Genomic DNA, 15,460 nt, shown 5'->3' on the forward strand with positions numbered 1-15,460 from the left:
CCGACCATGGAGACATGAGCAGCGCAACCTTCACCCCCGCGTCCCTGTCCGCCCCGAAGCTCCCCGGACCCCGCCCCGCCCCCGGCGCGACGGCCTTCTCCGACACCCACCGCCCGCACCGCCTCGGCGCCACCCTGCGTGCCGCGAAGGTGTTCGCCACGGCGGCGTTCGGCGTGGCCGTCCTCGGCGAGTACGCGGAAGAGGCGGGTGTCCGCCGCCGCTGACCGCGCTCCCCGCCGCCGGCCGCGCTTCCCGCCGCTGTCCGTGGCCACCGTCGCGAAGCGACGTACTGTCACCCCTTCGTCACCCACCGCGGTGACCGTAATCCTCCTTTTTGCCACCTCCCGCACCGGCTTCGCGCTCCTCGCGCCCGCCGTTCGCCGCGCTCCTCGCGCCCGCCGTTCGCCGCGCTCCTCGCGCCCGCCCGCTACTCCTCCGCCAGCACCGAATCCGCGTCCAGGATCCGGTACGCGTACCCCTGCTCCGCCAGGAACCGCTGCCGGTGCGCGGCGAAGTCCTGGTCGATGGTGTCCCGGGCGACGACGGAGTAGAAGCGGGCCTCGTGCCCGTCGGCCTTGGGCCGCAGCACGCGCCCGAGCCGCTGTGCCTCCTCCTGCCGGGACCCGAACGTCCCGGACACCTGGATGGCGACGGTCGCCTCGGGCAGGTCGATGGAGAAGTTGGCGACCTTGGAGACGACGAGCACGGAGATCTCACCCTGGCGGAAGGCGTCGAAGAGCTTCTCGCGCTGGGCGTTGGTGGTCTCACCCTTGATGACGGGCGCGTCGAGATGCTCACCCAGCTCGTCGAGCTGGTCGATGTACTGCCCGATGACCAGCGTCTGCTGCCCCTGGTGCTTGCGCACCAGCGCCTCGGTGACCTTCCGCTTGGTCGCGGTGGTCGCGCAGAACCGGTACTTCTCCTCGGCCTCGGCGGTGGCGTACGCGAGCCGCTCGCTGTCCGTCAGATTGACGCGCACCTCGACGCAGTCGGCGGGCGCGATGTACCCCTGGGCCTCGATCTCCTTCCAGGGCGCGTCGAACCGCTTGGGCCCGATGAGGGAGAAGACGTCCGACTCGCGCCCGTCCTCACGTACCAGCGTCGCCGTGAGACCGAGCCGCCGCCGCGCCTGCAGGTCCGCGGTGAACTTGAAGACGGGCGCGGGCAGCAGATGCACCTCGTCGTAGACGATGAGCCCCCAGTCCCGGGAGTCGAAGAGCTCCAGGTGCGGATAGACGCCCTTCCTCCTGGTCGTCAGCACCTGGTACGTGGCGATCGTGACGGGCCGGATCTCCTTCTTCGTACCGCTGTACTCACCGATCTCGTCCTCGGTGAGGGAGGTCCGCTTGACCAGCTCGTGCTTCCACTGCCGGGCGGAGACGGTGTTCGTGACGAGGATGAGGGTCGTGGCCTTGGCCTCGGCCATGGCACCGGCGCCGACGAGCGTCTTGCCGGCGCCGCAGGGCAGCACCACGACGCCGCTGCCGCCGTGCCAGAAGCCCTCGACGGCCTGGCGCTGGTAGGGGCGCAGGGCCCAGCCGTCCTCGCGCAGGTCGATCTTGTGGGCCTCGCCGTCGACGTACCCGGCGAGGTCCTCGGCGGGCCAGCCCAGCTTGAGGAGGGTCTGCTTGATCTGGCCGCGCTCGGAGGGGTGCACGGCGACGGTGTCCGGGTCGATCCGGGCGCCGACGAGCGGCTGGACCTTCTTGGACCGCAGGATCTCCTCGAGCACGGGCCGGTCGGTGGAGGTGAGCACGAGCCCGTGCACGGGGTGCTTGCTGAGCGTGAGGCGCCCGTACCGCGCCATGGTCTCGGCCACGTCCACCAGCAGGGCGTGCGGCACGGGATACCGGGAGAACTCGACCAGGGCGTCCACGACCTGCTCGGCGTCGTGCCCGGCGGCCCGCGCGTTCCACAGGCCGAGCGGCGTGACGCGGTACGTGTGAATGTGCTCCGGCGCACGCTCCAGCTCCGCGAACGGGGCGATCGCGCGGCGGCAGGCGTCGGCCTGGTCGTGGTCGACCTCAAGAAGCAGAGTCTTGTCCGACTGGACGATGAGCGGTCCGTTCACCAGGGGGTGCCCTTTCGCTAGGCCAAACATCCAGTGTGCCGCATCCCCGCCCGGACGGCGGCTGCCTGCTGGGGCGCCTGAGTACGAACACACGGCCGCGGCCCCGCCGCCTGAGTACCCGCACGGTGTCGCACCCCCGCCCCGACGGCTTGGCTGTCCCCATGAACACCCGCCCCGGCCGCCCCCAGTGGTACGCACCCCCGACCCCCCGAAGCCCACGGCGCACCCTCGCCCTGACGGCGACGCTGACCGCGGCCCTGCTGACGACCGCACTCCTGCTGGCCAAGCCGATCCTGGAGGCGCTCGGCGTGATGGTGTTCCTGGTGCTGCTGCTGACGGGGAACGCGTCGTCCTGACTCAGTCGTCCGCCAGTTCCGCGACCCCCGTGACCCGGTGCAGGGGATACGTGCGGACCTCGTCGGCCGTGTGGTCGTAGGCCGTGACGAAGCCGCCCTCTACGCGGACGGGGGCGATGACGCGTTGGCTGGCGGCGCCTTCGGCGTTGACGTAGCCGATCCAGAGGGTCTCGCCGGTGAGGACGGCTGCCTGCATGGTGGCGAGGGTCTCGGCGGGGGTGGTGCGGGGGAGTTCGCCGGTGTCGGGGGTGGTGGTCTTGCGGGGGGTGGTGGAGGCGAGGTCGCCGGCGCGGATGGCGCGTACGGCGGCGTCGATGAGGGTGGTGTCGGGCAGCGGCGGGCCGTCCGGGACCGGCTCGGGCGGGGTGCGCGGCGGGGTGCGGTGGCTGTGGGTGCGGGTGATGAGGACGTCGCCCTCGGCGCTCTCCGCGGACGGGGCGAAGCCGAGGGAGCGCAGGCCGTCGAGGAGCGCGGCCGGGTCGGCCTGGGTGGCGAGGACGGTCGGGGCGAGGCGGCGCAGGCGCAGGCCCTGGGCTCGCTTGTCGGCGAGGATCTCGTTGAGGACGCCCTCGTCGTCGCAGCGGACGTACGCGGACGCGGCGCCGATGCGCAGATGGCCGTGCTTTCTCGCGACGTCGTCGATCAGGTACGTGAGGGGCTGGGGGACCGGCGTACGGGAGTGCGCGGCGAGGAAGGCGTGCAGGTCGGACGCGCTCTGCCCGGCGTCGAGCGCCCGCCGCACGGAGCCGGGCGTGAACCGGTACACGGTCGCCCCGCCCTTCGACTCGACATCGGCGAGCACGGTCAGCGCGTCGGCGAGCGGCCGCCGCAGCGGCCCCGGCGCGACGGCCGTGAGGTCGGCCTGGAGGAGGACGTGGTCGAGGGGTTCGGGGAGGAGGGGGGCGAGGAGCCGGGCGGCGTCCGCCTCGCCCGCCTCCGGGCCCGCGGCCAGCAGCGCGCGGGCGTGGGACGCGAGTGCGCCCCGCCCCGTCACACCGAGGAGTTCCGCCTCGTCCAGCGTCCAGGTGGCCAGGCGGGCCCGCAGGTCGGAGGCGCCCGCGCCAGGGGGGCGTTCCCAGCGGAGGCGGGCGAGGAGGGAGTCGGGGGCGGGGGCGGAGCCTTCGGGGAGGTCGGCGAGGAGGGTCAGGACGCGGTGGCGCACCTCGGGGGCGGCGGAGCGGTCGAGGCCGGGGCCGAGCGCGGACAGGGTGCGGTCCTTGGAGTCGCGGCCGCCGACCAGGCCCGCCGTGCGGGTCGCGGTGAGCCACGCCGTGGCGAGGCGGGCCCAGCGCTCGGCGGCGGGCAGCTCCTGCCAGGTGTCGTACGCGGGCGTCGCCGCGTACCGCTCGTCGGCCTCGCCGTCGGCCGCGAGGAGCCCGGCGGCGTACGCGAGTTCCACCCAGAACGCGGCCTGCGGCTCCGGCACGTCGAGGGCCACCGCGGTCCGCTTCAGGTCGCGCACGCTCAGGCCGCCCGCCCGCAGCACCGCGGGCCCGCCCTCGTCCCAGTCCTTGAGCAGCTCCTCGACGGTGGCGAGCGCCATGTGCGCCTGGCCCGCGGCGGTCGCGTCCACAACCTGTGGACGGTGTTCGCGCGCGGCCTCGACGGGCGGCGCGGTCGCCTCCAGTACGCGGTGGGCGCGGCCCCCGCGCAGGTGCAGGGCCGCCTCCCGGGGCAGCACGACGGTGCCCGGCGCGGTCGGCAGGAGCAGGCCCCGGTCGATCAGCCAGCGCAGGTGCGCCGCCGGTTCGGCGGTGACCTGGCCGTACGGCGGCCCCCACACGAGCCGCGACAGGACCTCCACGGACTCGGCGGGCGCCTCGTCCAGGAGCGCCGCCATCCGCTTGCGGTCGGTGAACAGCGCCGTCAGCGCCTCCACGGCCGACACCGCGTCGTGCGTCGCGGCGAGCCCCGCCGCCGCGACCAGGGTCTGCACCCGCCCCGGCGACATCCCCGCCATCGCCTCCGCGACGGTCGGCCCGAGGCCCGTCGGGGACGGCCGCTGCGGGGTCGGGGCGAGCAGCTCGCGGGCGGTGCGGACCAGGCGGAGACGGTCGTCGCCGCCCCAGACGAGGGCCTGCCCGCGCAGCGTGGCGAGCGCGCGGTCGAGGGCGCCCCGCACTCCGGCGGCGTCGGCCCCGTCGGCCCAGGCCGCGTCGGCCCCGCCCCCACCCGTCGCCCCGTCGTCCCCCGCCAGCAACCCCAGCAGCTCCGGATACGTCGCCGGTTCCCGCGCCACCGCCAGCGCCTCCGCGACCTGCTGCGCGAACCGGTCCAGCCGTTCGAGCGCGCGCACGACGGACGCCCGCGTGCCCGCGCGCGTCGCGAGCTGCGTGAGGTCGTTCGGGACCGGCGTCAGGAGGTCCGGCCGGGTCCGCAACAACGCGACCATGGCCGCGTCGTCGCTCGCCCGGAGGGCTTCCGCCAGGGAACGGGGGGCGTCCGGGGTGCTCATCCTCGCCACGGTAGCGGGTCGCCCGCCGGGCCGGGCCGGGGCGGGCGCCCGCGCGGCACCGTGCGGGGCCGGGCTTCAGGCGCGGCGCGGGCACCGGTTCAGGTGTCCCGCCCGCCGCGTCAGGCGTGCTGCGCCCGGTCGTACACCTTCTTGGCCAGCCCCCCGAACACCTCTCCGTACATCTTCGTCGGCTCCAGGGAGTCCAGCGCGCTGTTGACCGAGATCAGGGTGCCCCGGCCGGTGCTCGCGTTGAAGTCGGCGAACCAGGGGCCGCCGCTGGAGCCGCCGGACATGTCGCAGGGGATGGCCTGCGTGCCGTGCTCCTTCTTCGCCGTACCGACGCAGCGCAGCAGGGACTCGCCGCGCTGCGGGCGGGTCGCGGAGTAGCCGAGGGCGGAGACGGTGCCGCCGACGGGGCGGTCGAAGGCGACGGCGCGGGCGCCCACGACGTCGGTGAGCTTCTTGCCGTTCTTGTCGGGGGCGACGACCAGCGTGGCCATGTCGTCGGTGGAGTCCGTCTCCCAGGCGCGCGGGGTGATGGCCTGGCGGACCGGGAACACGCCGTGGGGCGCCTTGCCCTGGTGGTAGCCGGGTACGAACACCATCTCGATGTTGGTGTTCACGGGGGAGGAGCCCCGGCGCACGCAGTGGGCGGCGGTCATCACGGCGGAGCGGTTGGCGCTCTTCACGGCGGTGGCCGTGCACCAGGTGTCGGCGCCGCCGGAGTTGACGAAGAACAGGCGGCCCACGGTCTTGAGCTTGGGGCCCTGCCACGGCTTGGCCTTCGGGCCGGACGGGCCGAGGTCCACGGACCTGCCGACGGCCTTCATCCGGGCGGGCGTCCAGTACGCGAGGGCGTCCTTGCGCTCCGCGGCGGTGAACTTCAGCGCGGAGGTCGGGTCGGCGGCGGCACCTGCCTGACCGGCCGCGGCGGTCACCACGACGGGCGCGGCGACGGCCAGGGCCGCACCGGCCACGGCGAGCCCCTTGGCGCGGCCACGAAGGCGCCGGAACAGGGAAGGGGGTGTGGCGGTCATGGCGGGGGTCTCCTCAACTCGGCGCGGGCGGCGAACGGCGAACAGCGATCAACGAACAGAAGGTGTCGGGCTGCTCTACAAGAACGGGGAACACGTGTGTTCGGTTGGCGCTGTCGTCGTTCTGTGACAGAAGTTCGTGACAGAGGTCCGTGGCAGAAGCATGCGACGGACGGGGGGACGGCCGGGGCGGTGCGGCCGCCTCGGGGGCAGGGGCGCCGGGCGCCGCGGATCACGGTAACGTCGAGGTCGGGCCACAACACCGCAGCCCCGGAGGGAACTTCGTGGGGATCGAGAGCGACCAGCTCGTCTTCGACTATCTGAGCCGCGTCGGCGACGTGGCCCAGCAGCGCCAACTGCCGTCCGGCACCCGGATGCGGCTCGTCTCCGGGCTGCGCGGCGAGATCGACCGCCGCCGCGCGGGCGCCGCCGACAGCCCCGCCGCGATCCGCCGCATCCTGGACGGCCTCGGCACCCCCGACGAACTGGTCGACGCGGCGGCCGACAACCCCGACGACATCAGCGCCGCCATCCCCGAACAGCGCGCGGAACCCCAGACCGGCCGCCTGCGCCGAGTCGTCCCGCGGCCCCGCCCGCGCCCGGCGACGCAGCGCCCCGCGGCCACGGACAACCCCGCGCGCCCCGCCCCCGAGCCCCCGGCCCCCGAACGCCTCCCCCGCCCCGCGAAGTCCCGCCCCGCCCGCCCCGCCAGGCGCCGCCCCGCCGCCCCGCCGCCCGCTCCCCGCCCCGCGCCCCCGCACCTCGCGGGCACGGACGAACTGGGCGTCACCGGCGCCGACTTGGAGCCGGACTGGTGGCGCGTCGACAGCTCACCGGCGGCGGGCAAGGACACCGTGCCCGGCTTCGTCGGCGGGGTGGAGATCCCCGAGATGCTGAAGCGCCCTTCGGTGAGCATGGCGAAGCGGGGGCCCGGCGCGCCGGGGACCGAGGACTCCGAGGACGAGTACGGGGACGAGTACGACGACGAAGAGGTCCACGGGGCCGAAGAGGAGGGGGCGGAGGAGGAAGCGGGCGAGGGCGAAGCCGTCGAGGCCGCCCCGCGCAGCCGGTTGCGACGGCTCCTCGCACCCGCCGCGAAGGCCCTCCCCGAGGAGGACACCGCCGAGGAGGACGAGCCCGCCCCGGTGGCGAAGGGCGCCAACGCGAAGGCGGGTCTCGCCCGCGCCCTCGCCAACCCCGTCCCGCTCCTCGCGGCGATCGCGCTCGTCGTCGGCGCCGTCATCGGCAACTGGTTCGCGCTGGCGGGCGGTTGGGTCGTCGCGTGGTTCTCGCGGAAGCTCAGCCCGGCGGAGCGGAAGGTCGGCGTGTTCGTCGTGCCGGGCCTCGCCATCGCGTCGGGCATCGCCTGGCTGTGGGGCCGTTCGCAGGGCAAGTGGGGCGAGCCCATCGTCAAGGGGCACATGAACGAGGCGGTGGCCGACACCTGGCCGTGGGTGGTCCGCGGGGCGGCCGTCGCCTCCGCGCTCTTCCTGGTGTGGAGGGCGCAGCGGCGACGGCCGTCGGCGGACTAGCGCCGCCCCCGCGAAGGCGGGCCCGCGCCCGCCCGGGAGCCGAACCCGGGCGGCCGGAAGGCTACTTCGTCAGGTCGGCCTGCATCTGGTCCAGAATCTTCGCGGCGGCCGTGTAGCCGATGCCCTGGATCCACAACTCGTCGTCGACGACGTGGACGTTGCCGGACTTCACGGCCTGCATGTTCTTCCACAGCCCGCTGCGCACGGTCCGGGTCTGCTTGGACTTCTCCGGATCGCCGTACGTGGACTGGAAGATGACGTCCGCGTCGGCCATGTCGATCTTCTCGGGGCTCAGGTCGTACGAGAACCCGTCCTTGGCCTTCTTCGCCAGCGGCGGCCGGCCGAGCCCGACGTCCTTGAGGATCGTGGCGACGTACGTCTGCTCGCCGTACACGCGGATGTCCGCGCCCTCCACGAAGCGGACGACGTTGACCTCGGTCGCCTTGGCCTTCGCGGGGCCGCCGACGGCCGTCGTGACCTTCTTGGCGTGGGCGGTGTAGTCGGCGACGGCCTTCTTCGCCTCGGCCTTCCTGCCGAGGGCGTCGGCGTGGGTCTGGAAGTTCTCCTTCCAGGGGTAGCCGGTGGTCTCCGTCATCACGGTCGGCGCGATCTGCTTGAGCTGGTCGTACTTCGCCCCGTGCCGGATCTTGGACGTGAGGATCAGGTCGGGCTTGAGACCGGCGATGACCTCCATGTTGGGGTTCAGCATCTCCCCGACGTCCTTGATGCCCGCGACCTCGTCCTTCGGCAGATAGCCAGGGAACCCTTCGGCCGCCTCGACGTGCGTGGCGCCGACCGGCTTCACGCCGAGGGTGATCGCGGAGTCCAGCTCGGCGGTGTCGAGCACGACGACCCGCTTCGGCTCGACGGGCACCTTCACGTCGCCCATGGCGGTCTTGACCGTGTGCGTCCTGCCCGAACCCGACCCCGAGCCGCCGGAGTCGTCCGAGTCGGACCCGCAGGCGGTGAGGGCGAGGGCGCCGGACAGTGCGAGGGCGCCCGCGGTGAGGGCGCGGCGACGGGGGAAACCAGTCATGACGTGGGCCTTTCGTCGAGGGGTGGTTTCTTGTCCGAGGGAGCCGACGGCCCAGCGGGGGCCGCGGACCTCCCGGTGGCCGGCGGCTGCCAGGGCGTGCCCGGCACCACCAGCGGCGAGCCCGTCACCGGGTCGGGGACGACCACGCAGTGCAGGCCGAAGACCTCCTGCACGAGTTCCTCGGTGACGATCTCCGCGGGCGTTCCGCGGGCGACCACCCGCCCCTCCTTCATGGCGACGAGGTGGTCGGCGTACCGGGCTGCCTGGTTCAGGTCGTGCAGCACGACCACGACCGTCCTGCCCCGGTCGCCCTCCGGCGTGGGCGCGGCCAACTGGCGCACCAGATCGAGGACTTCGACCTGGTGGGAGATGTCCAGATAGGTCGTGGGCTCGTCCAGGAGGAGGATGTCCGTCTGCTGCGCGAGCGCCATCGCGATCCACACGCGCTGGCGCTGCCCGCCCGACAGCTCGTCCACGGACCGCTCGGCGAGCGCCGCCACGTCGGTGCGCTCCATCGCCTCGGTCACCGCGGTCTCGTCGGCGTCGGACCACTGCTGCCACCAGCGCTGGTGCGGCTGGCGGCCGCGCGCCACCAGGTCGCCGACGGTGATCGCCTCGGGGGCGACGGGCGTCTGCGGGAGCAGCCCGACCTGCTGGGCGATGTGCCGCGTCGGCAGCTTCGCGAGGGCCTCGCCGTCGAGCAGGACGGCCCCGCTCCTGGGCCTCAGGAGCCGTCCGAGGGCCCGCAGGGTCGTGGACTTGCCGCAGGCGTTCGGGCCGACGATGACGGTGACCTTGCCGTCGGGGATCGCGAGGTCCAGGTCGTGCACGACGGTGCGGTCCTCGTACGCGAGGGTCAGCTCGCGGGCCGTGAGGCGGGCGGCCGCCGTGCTTGCGGGGGCGGGGGCGGTCACGCGGTGCCTCCATTGCGTACGGAACGACTGCGGATGATGAGCCAGATCAGATACGGGGCCCCGACGGCCGCCGTGAGGACACCCACCGGCAGCTCCGTCGGCGCGAACAGCTTCCGGGCGAGCAGGTCGGCGAGGACGACGATCAGCGCGCCCAGGAGGGCCGAACTCAGCAGCGGGATCTGGGCGGTGCGGGTGAGGCGGCGGGCGATCTGCGGGGCGAGCAGGGCCACGAAGTCGACCGGGCCCGCGGCGCCCGTCGCCACGGACGCGAGCACCACGCCGAGCAGGACCAGGCCGAAGCGGACGCGGCCCAGGCGCACGCCGAGGGCCGTCGCCGTGTCGTCGTCCATCGCGGCCGTGCGCTGGGCGCGGGCCGCCCAGGCCACGAACGGGAGCAGTACGAGCAGGGTCAGGGCGAGCGGGTCGGCCTCCGGCCAGCCGCGGCCGTTCAGCGAACCCGTCATCCAGATCTGCGCCTGCTGCGCGACCAGGTAGTCGCCCTTCGTCATGAACAGCGTCGTGACCGAGCGGAGCGCGATGGCGAAGCCGATGCCGATGAGGACGAAGCGGGTGGCGTGCAGGCCGCCTCGCCAGGCGAACACGTACACGAGCAGGGCGGCGAGGATGCCTCCGGCCACGGACAGGTACGGCAGGAGCGTGTACGACGTCACGCCGTACGTCATCGCTCCCACCGTCACCGCGCTCGCGCCCTGGCTGATGCCGATGATGTCCGGGCTGGCCAGGGGGTTGCGGGCGACCGTCTGGATGAGGGCGCCCGCGACGCCGAAGGCCGCGCCCACGAGGAGGCCCACCGTCATCCGTGGCTCGCGCAGGGTGCCCACGACCAGCTCGTCGGGGGAGGGGTGGCCGAAGACGACCTTCAGGGCCTCGACGGGCTGTACGAAGGTCTCGCCGACGCAGAGGTACGCCAGGCAGGCGCCCGCGAGGGCCAGGCCGAGGGCCAGCGCGACGACGGCGGAGCGGCGGTGGAGGAGGAAGGCGGCCTTCCTGAACCGGAGGACGGCGTAGCCGGGGGGACGGGCGCGGTACGGCTGCCCGGCACCGGGGGCAGGGCGCGTGGAGGCAGCGGCCGGGTGGCCGGAAGCGGATCGGTCGTCGGTCTTCGTCATGCCGCCACCGCCTTCCTGCGGACCAGGGTCACCAGGAACGGCACCCCGATCAGAGCCGTCATGACCCCCGCCGGGACCTCGCTCGGCGGGAAGACGACGCGGCCGACCGTGTCGGAGACCAGGAGCATGACCGGGCCGAGGAGGGCCGCCAGGGGCAGGACCCAGCGGTGGTCGCTGCCGATGATGGCGCGGGCGATGTGCGGGACGGCGAGGCCGATGAAAGCGATGGGTCCGGCGGCGGCGACGCCGACGGCGGTGAGGACCGTGGCGCCGAGGCCGCCCACGACGCGTACCGTCGCGACCTTCTGGCCGAGGCCCTTGGCCACGTCCTCGCCGAGGGCGAGGGCGTCGAGGCCGCGGGCGACGAAGAGCACGAGGAGGAGCCCGACGAGCAGGAAGGGCCAGATCTGGGCGGCGATGTCGGCGTCGCGGCCGGACAGCGAGCCGACCTGCCAGAAGCGGAACTCGTCCAGGGCGGAGGCCTTGGTGGTGAGGACGGCGGTGGTGACGGAGACGAGCAGGGCGTTGATGGCGGCGCCGCCGAGGGCGAGCTTGACCGGGGTGGCGCCGCCGCGCCCGCTGCTGGCGATGGCGTACACGGCGACGGAGGCGATCCCGGCGCCCGCGAAGGCGTACCAGACGTAGCCGGTCAGGGTGTGCACGCCCGCGTAGGCGATGGCGAGGACGACGCCGACGGAGGCGCCCTGGCTGATGCCGAGGATGCCGGGGTCGGCGATGGGGTTGCGGGTGATGCCCTGCAGGGCGGTCCCGGCGACGGCGAGGGCAGCGCCGACCATCACGCCGATGACGGTGCGGGGCACCCGCAGCTCCCGGATCACCTCCGCGGCGTCGCTGTGCCCGCCGTGCAGGAGGGCGTCGAGGACGGCGGAGGGCGCGATCGCGCGGGCGCCGACGGCGAGGCTGAACAGGATCGCGAGCAGCAGGGCCACGACGGCCGCCGTCATCGCGACAGCCCGTCTGACGGACACACGCATCGGCTGGGGCTCGTTTCGCAGGGGCTGGTAAGGCTTGGCTAAGTCTAAGCGGGGCCGGGTTCCCCGCCGGGGATCCGCGGGCCTCGGCACAATGGCCCCATGACCTCACGGACTGACCGGACCACCGCCCCCCTCACCGTCGGCTTCGACCTCGACATGACGCTGATCGACTCCCGGCCCGGCATCCACGCCTGTTACCTGGAGCTCGCCGCGCGTACGGGGACGTACATCGACGCGGACCTGACGATCACCCGGCTCGGACCGCCCCTGGAGGAGGAGTTGAAGCACTGGTTTCCAGCCGATCGTGTCGCGGCCATGGCCACGCTCTACCGTGAGATGTATCCCACATACGCGATCACCGCGACGCCCGCGCTGCCCGGAGCCCGCGAGGCCGTCGACGCGGTGCACGCGGCGGGCGGCCGCGCCCTGGTCGTGACCGCCAAGTTCGAGCCGAACGCGAAGCTCCATCTGAAGCATCTGGCCATCGACGTGGACGCGGTCATAGGTGACCTGTGGGCGGAGAAGAAGGCGGAGGCGCTGACCGAGCACGGGGCTTCGGTGTACGTCGGCGACCACACCGGTGACGTACGCGGCGCGCGTACGGCGGGCGCGCTGTCCGTGGCGGTGGCGACCGGGCCGTGTGACGCAGCGGAACTGCGCGCGGCGGGCGCGGACGTCGTACTCGACGACCTGACCCTGTTCCCCGCCTGGCTCGCGGCCTACCGGGCCGACGGCTCCGTCGCCGACCTGGCCTGACGCCGCTGCACCGCGATACCGCGCAGCACGCCCGCGCCCGCGATGAGGAAGCCCACCCCCATCAGCATGCAGACCGCGTACGCGATGGGTGGGAAAGTGTCGCCGCCGAGGAACAGCGGTGCCACCGTGGCCAGTGTGGCCACGGCGCCGACGAAGAAAACGATCGCGCCAATCCGTACGAGGCCGTCGCCCGGTCCGGTGGAATTCGCTTGGGTTTTGTCACGCACCGGACCAGGGTAGTTCCCAGCGCGTAGGAAGAAACCGGGGACGTCTTGTCACCGGCCCGGGGACCAATAGTCTTGGATCCGGCGGGTCGGGGCGACCCGCTGTACTGCTATCCAGAGCCGTTTACGCCCGGCGGGCCGGACCGACCCGTCCGCCGGAACGCGTCGCGGCACAGACGAGTACGACGACGAGTACGAGGACGAGGACTTCACGTGCCTACCGGCAAGGTCAAGTGGTTCAACAGCGAGAAGGGCTTTGGCTTTCTCTCCCGCGACGACGGCGGCGACGTCTTCGTGCATTCCTCCGTACTGCCCGACGGCGTCGACACCCTCAAGCCCGGCCAGCGCGTGGAATTCGGCGTGGTCGCCGGGCAGCGGGGGGATCAGGCTCTTTCCGTGACGTTGCTCGACCCGACGCCGTCCGTCGCCGCGGCGCAGCGGCGCAAGCCGGACGAACTGGCGTCCATCGTCCAGGATTTGACGACTCTGCTCGAAAACATCACGCCGATGCTGGAAAAGGGGCGCTACCCGGACAAGGCCTCGGGCGCGAAGATCGCAGGCCTCCTCCGAGCGGTGGCCGACCAGCTGGACGTGTAGCTCCCCAACCCCCCGCACCCCCGCTGATCGGCGCTTCGCGCCTCGTCCTCAATCGCCGGACGGGCTGGATGTGTGCTGCTGTTGTATTTCAGCCCCTCCGGCGTTTGAGGAGCGGGGGTCTGGGGGCGGAGCCCCCAGTTACGGGAAGGGGCAGGCTTGGGGAGGCCCCGGCAGGGCCCCACCCCTCACGGAAACGCCAGCGCCCCGGGGCGCAGCGCGGGGACCAAGCCCTCCGCGGCCGCCCGCGTGAGGAGCCCCCGGACGGCGGCGTAGCCGTCCTCGCCGAGGTCGGCGGTGAATTCGTTGACGTAGAGCCCGATGTGCTGATCGGCGACGGCGGGATCCATCTCCTGGGCGTGCTCACGGACATAGGCCCGGGACGCCTCGGGATCGTCCCAGGCCATCCGCACGGACGTGCGGGCGGCAGCGGCAAGCTCCCGCAGGACGTCCTCCCCGAGCGCCCGCCGAGCGATGATCGCCCCGAGCGGAATGGGCAGCCCCGTGACGGCCTCCCAGTGCTCCCCCATGTCCGCGAGCTTGTGCAACCCGTAGTCCTGATAAGTGAACCGCGCCTCGTGGATGACGAGCCCGGCGTCCACGTCCCCGTCCCGCACCGCGGGCATGATCTGGTGGAAGGGCAGGACGACGATCTCCCCGACCCCTTCGGGCAGGACGTCCGCGGCCCAGAGCCGGAAGAGGAGATAGGCGGTCGACTTCTCGCTGGGGACGGCGACGGTCTTCCCGCTCAAGTCGGCTCCCGCCTCCCGGGTCAGCACGAGCGGCCCGCACCCCCGCCCGAGCGCACCGCCGCACGGCAGCAGCGCGTACTCGTCGAGGACGTAGGGCAGCACGGCGTACGACACCTTCAGGACGTCGAACCCGGCGGAGCCGCGCTCGGCCATGCCGTTGGTGATGTCGATGTCGGCGAAGGTGACGTCGAGTTCGGGGGCGCCCGGCACCCGCCCGTGCGCCCACGCGTCGAAGACGAAGGTGTCGTTCGGGCAGGGCGAGTAGGCGATCTTCAGGGACCGGGGCGGGGCGTCAGTCATGCCTGTTCCAACTCTCCAGTACGGGCGTGAGCTTCCCGAGTACGGGCGTGAACTTCCCGAACGCGCCGGTCAGCGCGGCGAGCGCGGGCCCGATCCGCCAGGCGTCCCGGTCGCGGGGGCCCACCGGGTTGGACACGGCGCGGACCTCCAGGACGGGAAGCCCGAACAGGGCGGCGGCCTCGGCGACCCCGAAGCCCTCCATGGCCTCGGCGAGGACGCCGGGGTGGCGGGCGCGCAGGGCGTCGGCGCGGGCGGCGGAGCCGGTCACGGTGGAGACGGTCAGGACGGGGCCGACCGCGGCGCCGGTGGCGGCGGCCAGGGCGCTCACGAGCGCGGGCGGGGGTACGTGGGTGACCCGGCCGAAGCCGAGGTCGGTGACGGGCAGGAACCCGTCGGGCGTCTCGGCGCCCAGGTCGGCGGCGGTGACGGCGTCGGCGACGACGAGGGAGCCGACGGGGGCGCCGGGCTGGAAGCCGCCGCCGATACCGGCGGAGACCACCAGGTCGTAGGGGGCGTCGGCGGCGGAGGCGAGGGCGAGCGCGCGGCCGGTGGCGGCAGCGGCGGCCGCGGGGCCGACCCCGGCGACGAGGAGGTCGACGACGGGGGCGCGGTCACCGCCGGGGGTGTCGGACCGCTGGGACAGGCCGGACGCCACCGCGTCCCGCTCGGCGGGGACCGCGGTGGCGATCAGGACGCGCGGGCCCGGATGCCGGGTCCGTGGTGCGGTCCCGGTCAGGCGTCCGAGTCCTTCTTGAACTTGAACGACCACAGGCCGGTGGCTTTGGCGCCGCCCTCGGCCTTGCCGCCCTCAAGGAGGCTCACCGTGGTCGCGTCGCCGCTGCCGCCGTACTGCTGGTTGAAGAACACGCTGCCCGGGATGACGACGTACGTCTTCTTGCTGGCCTCGGTCAGCGGGCGGCCGTTCATCAGGAGCGTCCAGCCCTTGTCGGCGATCTCCGGGTCGACGCCGAAGCGGACCTTCTCGTCGGGGTCGACGGTGATGGTCTTGATGTCCTTCTTGTCCTTCAGGCAGTCCTGAACCTCGGACTCCGTCAGTTCCTTGCCGTCGTTGTAGCAGGACGCCTCGGAGTGCACGGAGTCGCTGCCGACCGTCACGGTGGCCAGCGGCGTCGGCTTGTCACAGGCCGACAGGACGAGAAGTCCGGCGGAGGCGGCGCCGAGAGCGGCGACGGTGCGGCGGCGACGCGCCGAGCGGGGTACCAGGAAGGTCATGGCGGAAGGCTATCGGGCGCCGGGGTGACGACTGCGAGGTGGGTGCGGCGTGCCGCCACTCGCGGTGGGGTCGGGCGG

16 protein-coding genes are annotated in these 15,460 nt (G+C 73.4%); 5 read left to right on the forward strand and 11 right to left on the reverse strand.

Annotation, left to right across the window (positions count from 1 at the left end; genetic code table 11):
- Positions 1–14: 14 nt before the first annotated feature.
- Positions 15–224: a hypothetical protein gene (locus tag ACZ6AA_RS19180; RefSeq protein ID WP_468457380.1), complete on the forward strand. Its 210-nt coding sequence runs from the start codon at positions 15–17 to the stop codon at positions 222–224.
- 203 nt (positions 225–427) lie between these two features.
- Here the strand turns inward: ACZ6AA_RS19180 and ACZ6AA_RS19185 are convergent, their stop codons facing one another.
- Entirely contained in the window at positions 428–2,071 is a 1,644-nt protein-coding gene (locus ACZ6AA_RS19185; protein ID WP_468457378.1) for a DNA repair helicase XPB, read from the reverse strand.
- Positions 2,072–2,232: 161 nt separating this feature from the next.
- Here ACZ6AA_RS19185 and ACZ6AA_RS19190 point away from each other — a divergent pair, with 161 nt between their 5' ends.
- Entirely contained in the window at positions 2,233–2,427 is a 195-nt protein-coding gene (locus tag ACZ6AA_RS19190) for a hypothetical protein (RefSeq protein WP_468481266.1), read from the forward strand.
- Between the two features lies 1 nt (position 2,428).
- Here the strand turns inward: ACZ6AA_RS19190 and ACZ6AA_RS19195 are convergent, their stop codons facing one another.
- Positions 2,429–4,882 (reverse strand): helicase-associated domain-containing protein, encoded by a 2,454-nt coding sequence (locus tag ACZ6AA_RS19195; protein ID WP_468457374.1) that lies wholly within the window; start codon positions 4,880–4,882, stop codon positions 2,429–2,431.
- Positions 4,883–5,001: 119 nt separating this feature from the next.
- Positions 5,002–5,919 (reverse strand): trypsin-like serine peptidase, encoded by a 918-nt coding sequence (locus tag ACZ6AA_RS19200; protein ID WP_468457372.1) that lies wholly within the window; start codon positions 5,917–5,919, stop codon positions 5,002–5,004.
- A 281-nt stretch (positions 5,920–6,200) separates the two neighbouring features.
- Here ACZ6AA_RS19200 and ACZ6AA_RS19205 point away from each other — a divergent pair, with 281 nt between their 5' ends.
- Positions 6,201–7,448: a hypothetical protein gene (locus ACZ6AA_RS19205; protein ID WP_471459054.1), complete on the forward strand. Its 1,248-nt coding sequence runs from the start codon at positions 6,201–6,203 to the stop codon at positions 7,446–7,448.
- A 61-nt stretch (positions 7,449–7,509) separates the two neighbouring features.
- Here ACZ6AA_RS19205 and ACZ6AA_RS19210 read toward each other — a convergent pair whose 3' ends face one another.
- The 4 genes from ACZ6AA_RS19210 to ACZ6AA_RS19225 are packed head-to-tail and all read right to left on the reverse strand — an operon-like array spanning position 7,510 to position 11,523.
- Positions 7,510–8,484 (reverse strand): ABC transporter substrate-binding protein, encoded by a 975-nt coding sequence (locus ACZ6AA_RS19210; protein WP_468457368.1) that lies wholly within the window; start codon positions 8,482–8,484, stop codon positions 7,510–7,512.
- Positions 8,481–9,398, reverse strand: a complete 918-nt coding sequence (locus ACZ6AA_RS19215; protein WP_468457366.1) for an ABC transporter ATP-binding protein — start codon at positions 9,396–9,398, stop codon at positions 8,481–8,483. The genes ACZ6AA_RS19210 and ACZ6AA_RS19215 overlap by 4 nt, the downstream gene beginning before the upstream one ends.
- Positions 9,395–10,528 carry a FecCD family ABC transporter permease gene (locus tag ACZ6AA_RS19220; RefSeq protein WP_468481270.1) on the reverse strand — a complete coding sequence of 378 codons (1,134 nt, stop codon included), beginning with the start codon at positions 10,526–10,528 and terminating at the stop codon, positions 9,395–9,397. Before ACZ6AA_RS19220 ends, ACZ6AA_RS19215 begins: the two co-directional genes overlap by 4 nt.
- Positions 10,525–11,523: a FecCD family ABC transporter permease gene (locus tag ACZ6AA_RS19225; protein WP_468457362.1), complete on the reverse strand. Its 999-nt coding sequence runs from the start codon at positions 11,521–11,523 to the stop codon at positions 10,525–10,527. The genes ACZ6AA_RS19220 and ACZ6AA_RS19225 overlap by 4 nt, the downstream gene beginning before the upstream one ends.
- Positions 11,524–11,622: 99 nt before the next feature.
- Between ACZ6AA_RS19225 and ACZ6AA_RS19230 the strand changes: the two genes are divergently transcribed.
- On the forward strand, positions 11,623–12,279 hold the full coding sequence (locus ACZ6AA_RS19230; protein ID WP_468457360.1) for an HAD family hydrolase: 657 nt from the start codon (positions 11,623–11,625) through the stop codon (positions 12,277–12,279).
- Here the strand turns inward: ACZ6AA_RS19230 and ACZ6AA_RS19235 are convergent.
- Complete coding sequence (locus tag ACZ6AA_RS19235) at positions 12,243–12,506, reverse strand: hypothetical protein (RefSeq protein ID WP_468457358.1); 264 nt, start codon at positions 12,504–12,506, stop codon at positions 12,243–12,245. The two genes, ACZ6AA_RS19230 and ACZ6AA_RS19235, sit on opposite strands and share 37 nt — an antisense overlap.
- Positions 12,507–12,716: 210 nt before the next feature.
- Between ACZ6AA_RS19235 and ACZ6AA_RS19240 the strand changes: the two genes are divergently transcribed.
- On the forward strand, positions 12,717–13,100 hold the full coding sequence (locus ACZ6AA_RS19240; RefSeq protein WP_030363393.1) for a cold-shock protein: 384 nt from the start codon (positions 12,717–12,719) through the stop codon (positions 13,098–13,100).
- Positions 13,101–13,285: 185 nt separating this feature from the next.
- Here ACZ6AA_RS19240 and ACZ6AA_RS19245 read toward each other — a convergent pair whose 3' ends face one another.
- From ACZ6AA_RS19245 to ACZ6AA_RS19255, 3 genes are read right to left on the reverse strand one after another with little or no spacing between them, the layout of a single operon-like run.
- The gene (locus ACZ6AA_RS19245) at positions 13,286–14,149 is read right to left on the reverse strand and encodes a 1,4-dihydroxy-6-naphthoate synthase (protein WP_471459058.1); all 864 of its coding nucleotides are present in this window, start codon (positions 14,147–14,149) and stop codon (positions 13,286–13,288) included.
- Positions 14,142–14,918 carry a futalosine hydrolase gene (locus ACZ6AA_RS19250; RefSeq protein WP_471459060.1) on the reverse strand — a complete coding sequence of 259 codons (777 nt, stop codon included), beginning with the start codon at positions 14,916–14,918 and terminating at the stop codon, positions 14,142–14,144. The genes ACZ6AA_RS19245 and ACZ6AA_RS19250 overlap by 8 nt, the downstream gene beginning before the upstream one ends.
- The gene (locus ACZ6AA_RS19255; protein ID WP_468457352.1) at positions 14,882–15,382 is read right to left on the reverse strand and encodes a DUF2771 domain-containing protein; all 501 of its coding nucleotides are present in this window, start codon (positions 15,380–15,382) and stop codon (positions 14,882–14,884) included. Before ACZ6AA_RS19255 ends, ACZ6AA_RS19250 begins: the two co-directional genes overlap by 37 nt.
- Positions 15,383–15,460 lie beyond the last annotated feature (78 nt).

It is taken from the genome of Streptomyces sp. NPDC040610, assembly GCF_055594065.1.

What these genes read in the sequence shown, in the direction of transcription:
- ACZ6AA_RS19180 (WP_468457380.1), top strand. Translation starts at nt 15, where the DNA reads ATGAGCAGCGCAACCTTCACCCCCGCGTCCCTGTCCGCCCCGAAGCTC.
- ACZ6AA_RS19190 (WP_468481266.1), top strand. Translation starts at nt 2,233, where the DNA reads ATGAACACCCGCCCCGGCCGCCCCCAGTGGTACGCACCCCCGACCCCC.
- ACZ6AA_RS19195 (WP_468457374.1), bottom strand. Translation starts at nt 4,882, where the DNA reads ATGAGCACCCCGGACGCCCCCCGTTCCCTGGCGGAAGCCCTCCGGGCG.
- ACZ6AA_RS19200 (WP_468457372.1), bottom strand. Translation starts at nt 5,919, where the DNA reads ATGACCGCCACACCCCCTTCCCTGTTCCGGCGCCTTCGTGGCCGCGCC.
- ACZ6AA_RS19210 (WP_468457368.1), bottom strand. Translation starts at nt 8,484, where the DNA reads ATGACTGGTTTCCCCCGTCGCCGCGCCCTCACCGCGGGCGCCCTCGCA.
- ACZ6AA_RS19220 (WP_468481270.1), bottom strand. Translation starts at nt 10,528, where the DNA reads ATGACGAAGACCGACGACCGATCCGCTTCCGGCCACCCGGCCGCTGCC.
- ACZ6AA_RS19225 (WP_468457362.1), bottom strand. Translation starts at nt 11,523, where the DNA reads ATGCGTGTGTCCGTCAGACGGGCTGTCGCGATGACGGCGGCCGTCGTG.
- ACZ6AA_RS19230 (WP_468457360.1), top strand. Translation starts at nt 11,623, where the DNA reads ATGACCTCACGGACTGACCGGACCACCGCCCCCCTCACCGTCGGCTTC.
- ACZ6AA_RS19245 (WP_471459058.1), bottom strand. Translation starts at nt 14,149, where the DNA reads ATGACTGACGCCCCGCCCCGGTCCCTGAAGATCGCCTACTCGCCCTGC.
- ACZ6AA_RS19255 (WP_468457352.1), bottom strand. Translation starts at nt 15,382, where the DNA reads ATGACCTTCCTGGTACCCCGCTCGGCGCGTCGCCGCCGCACCGTCGCC.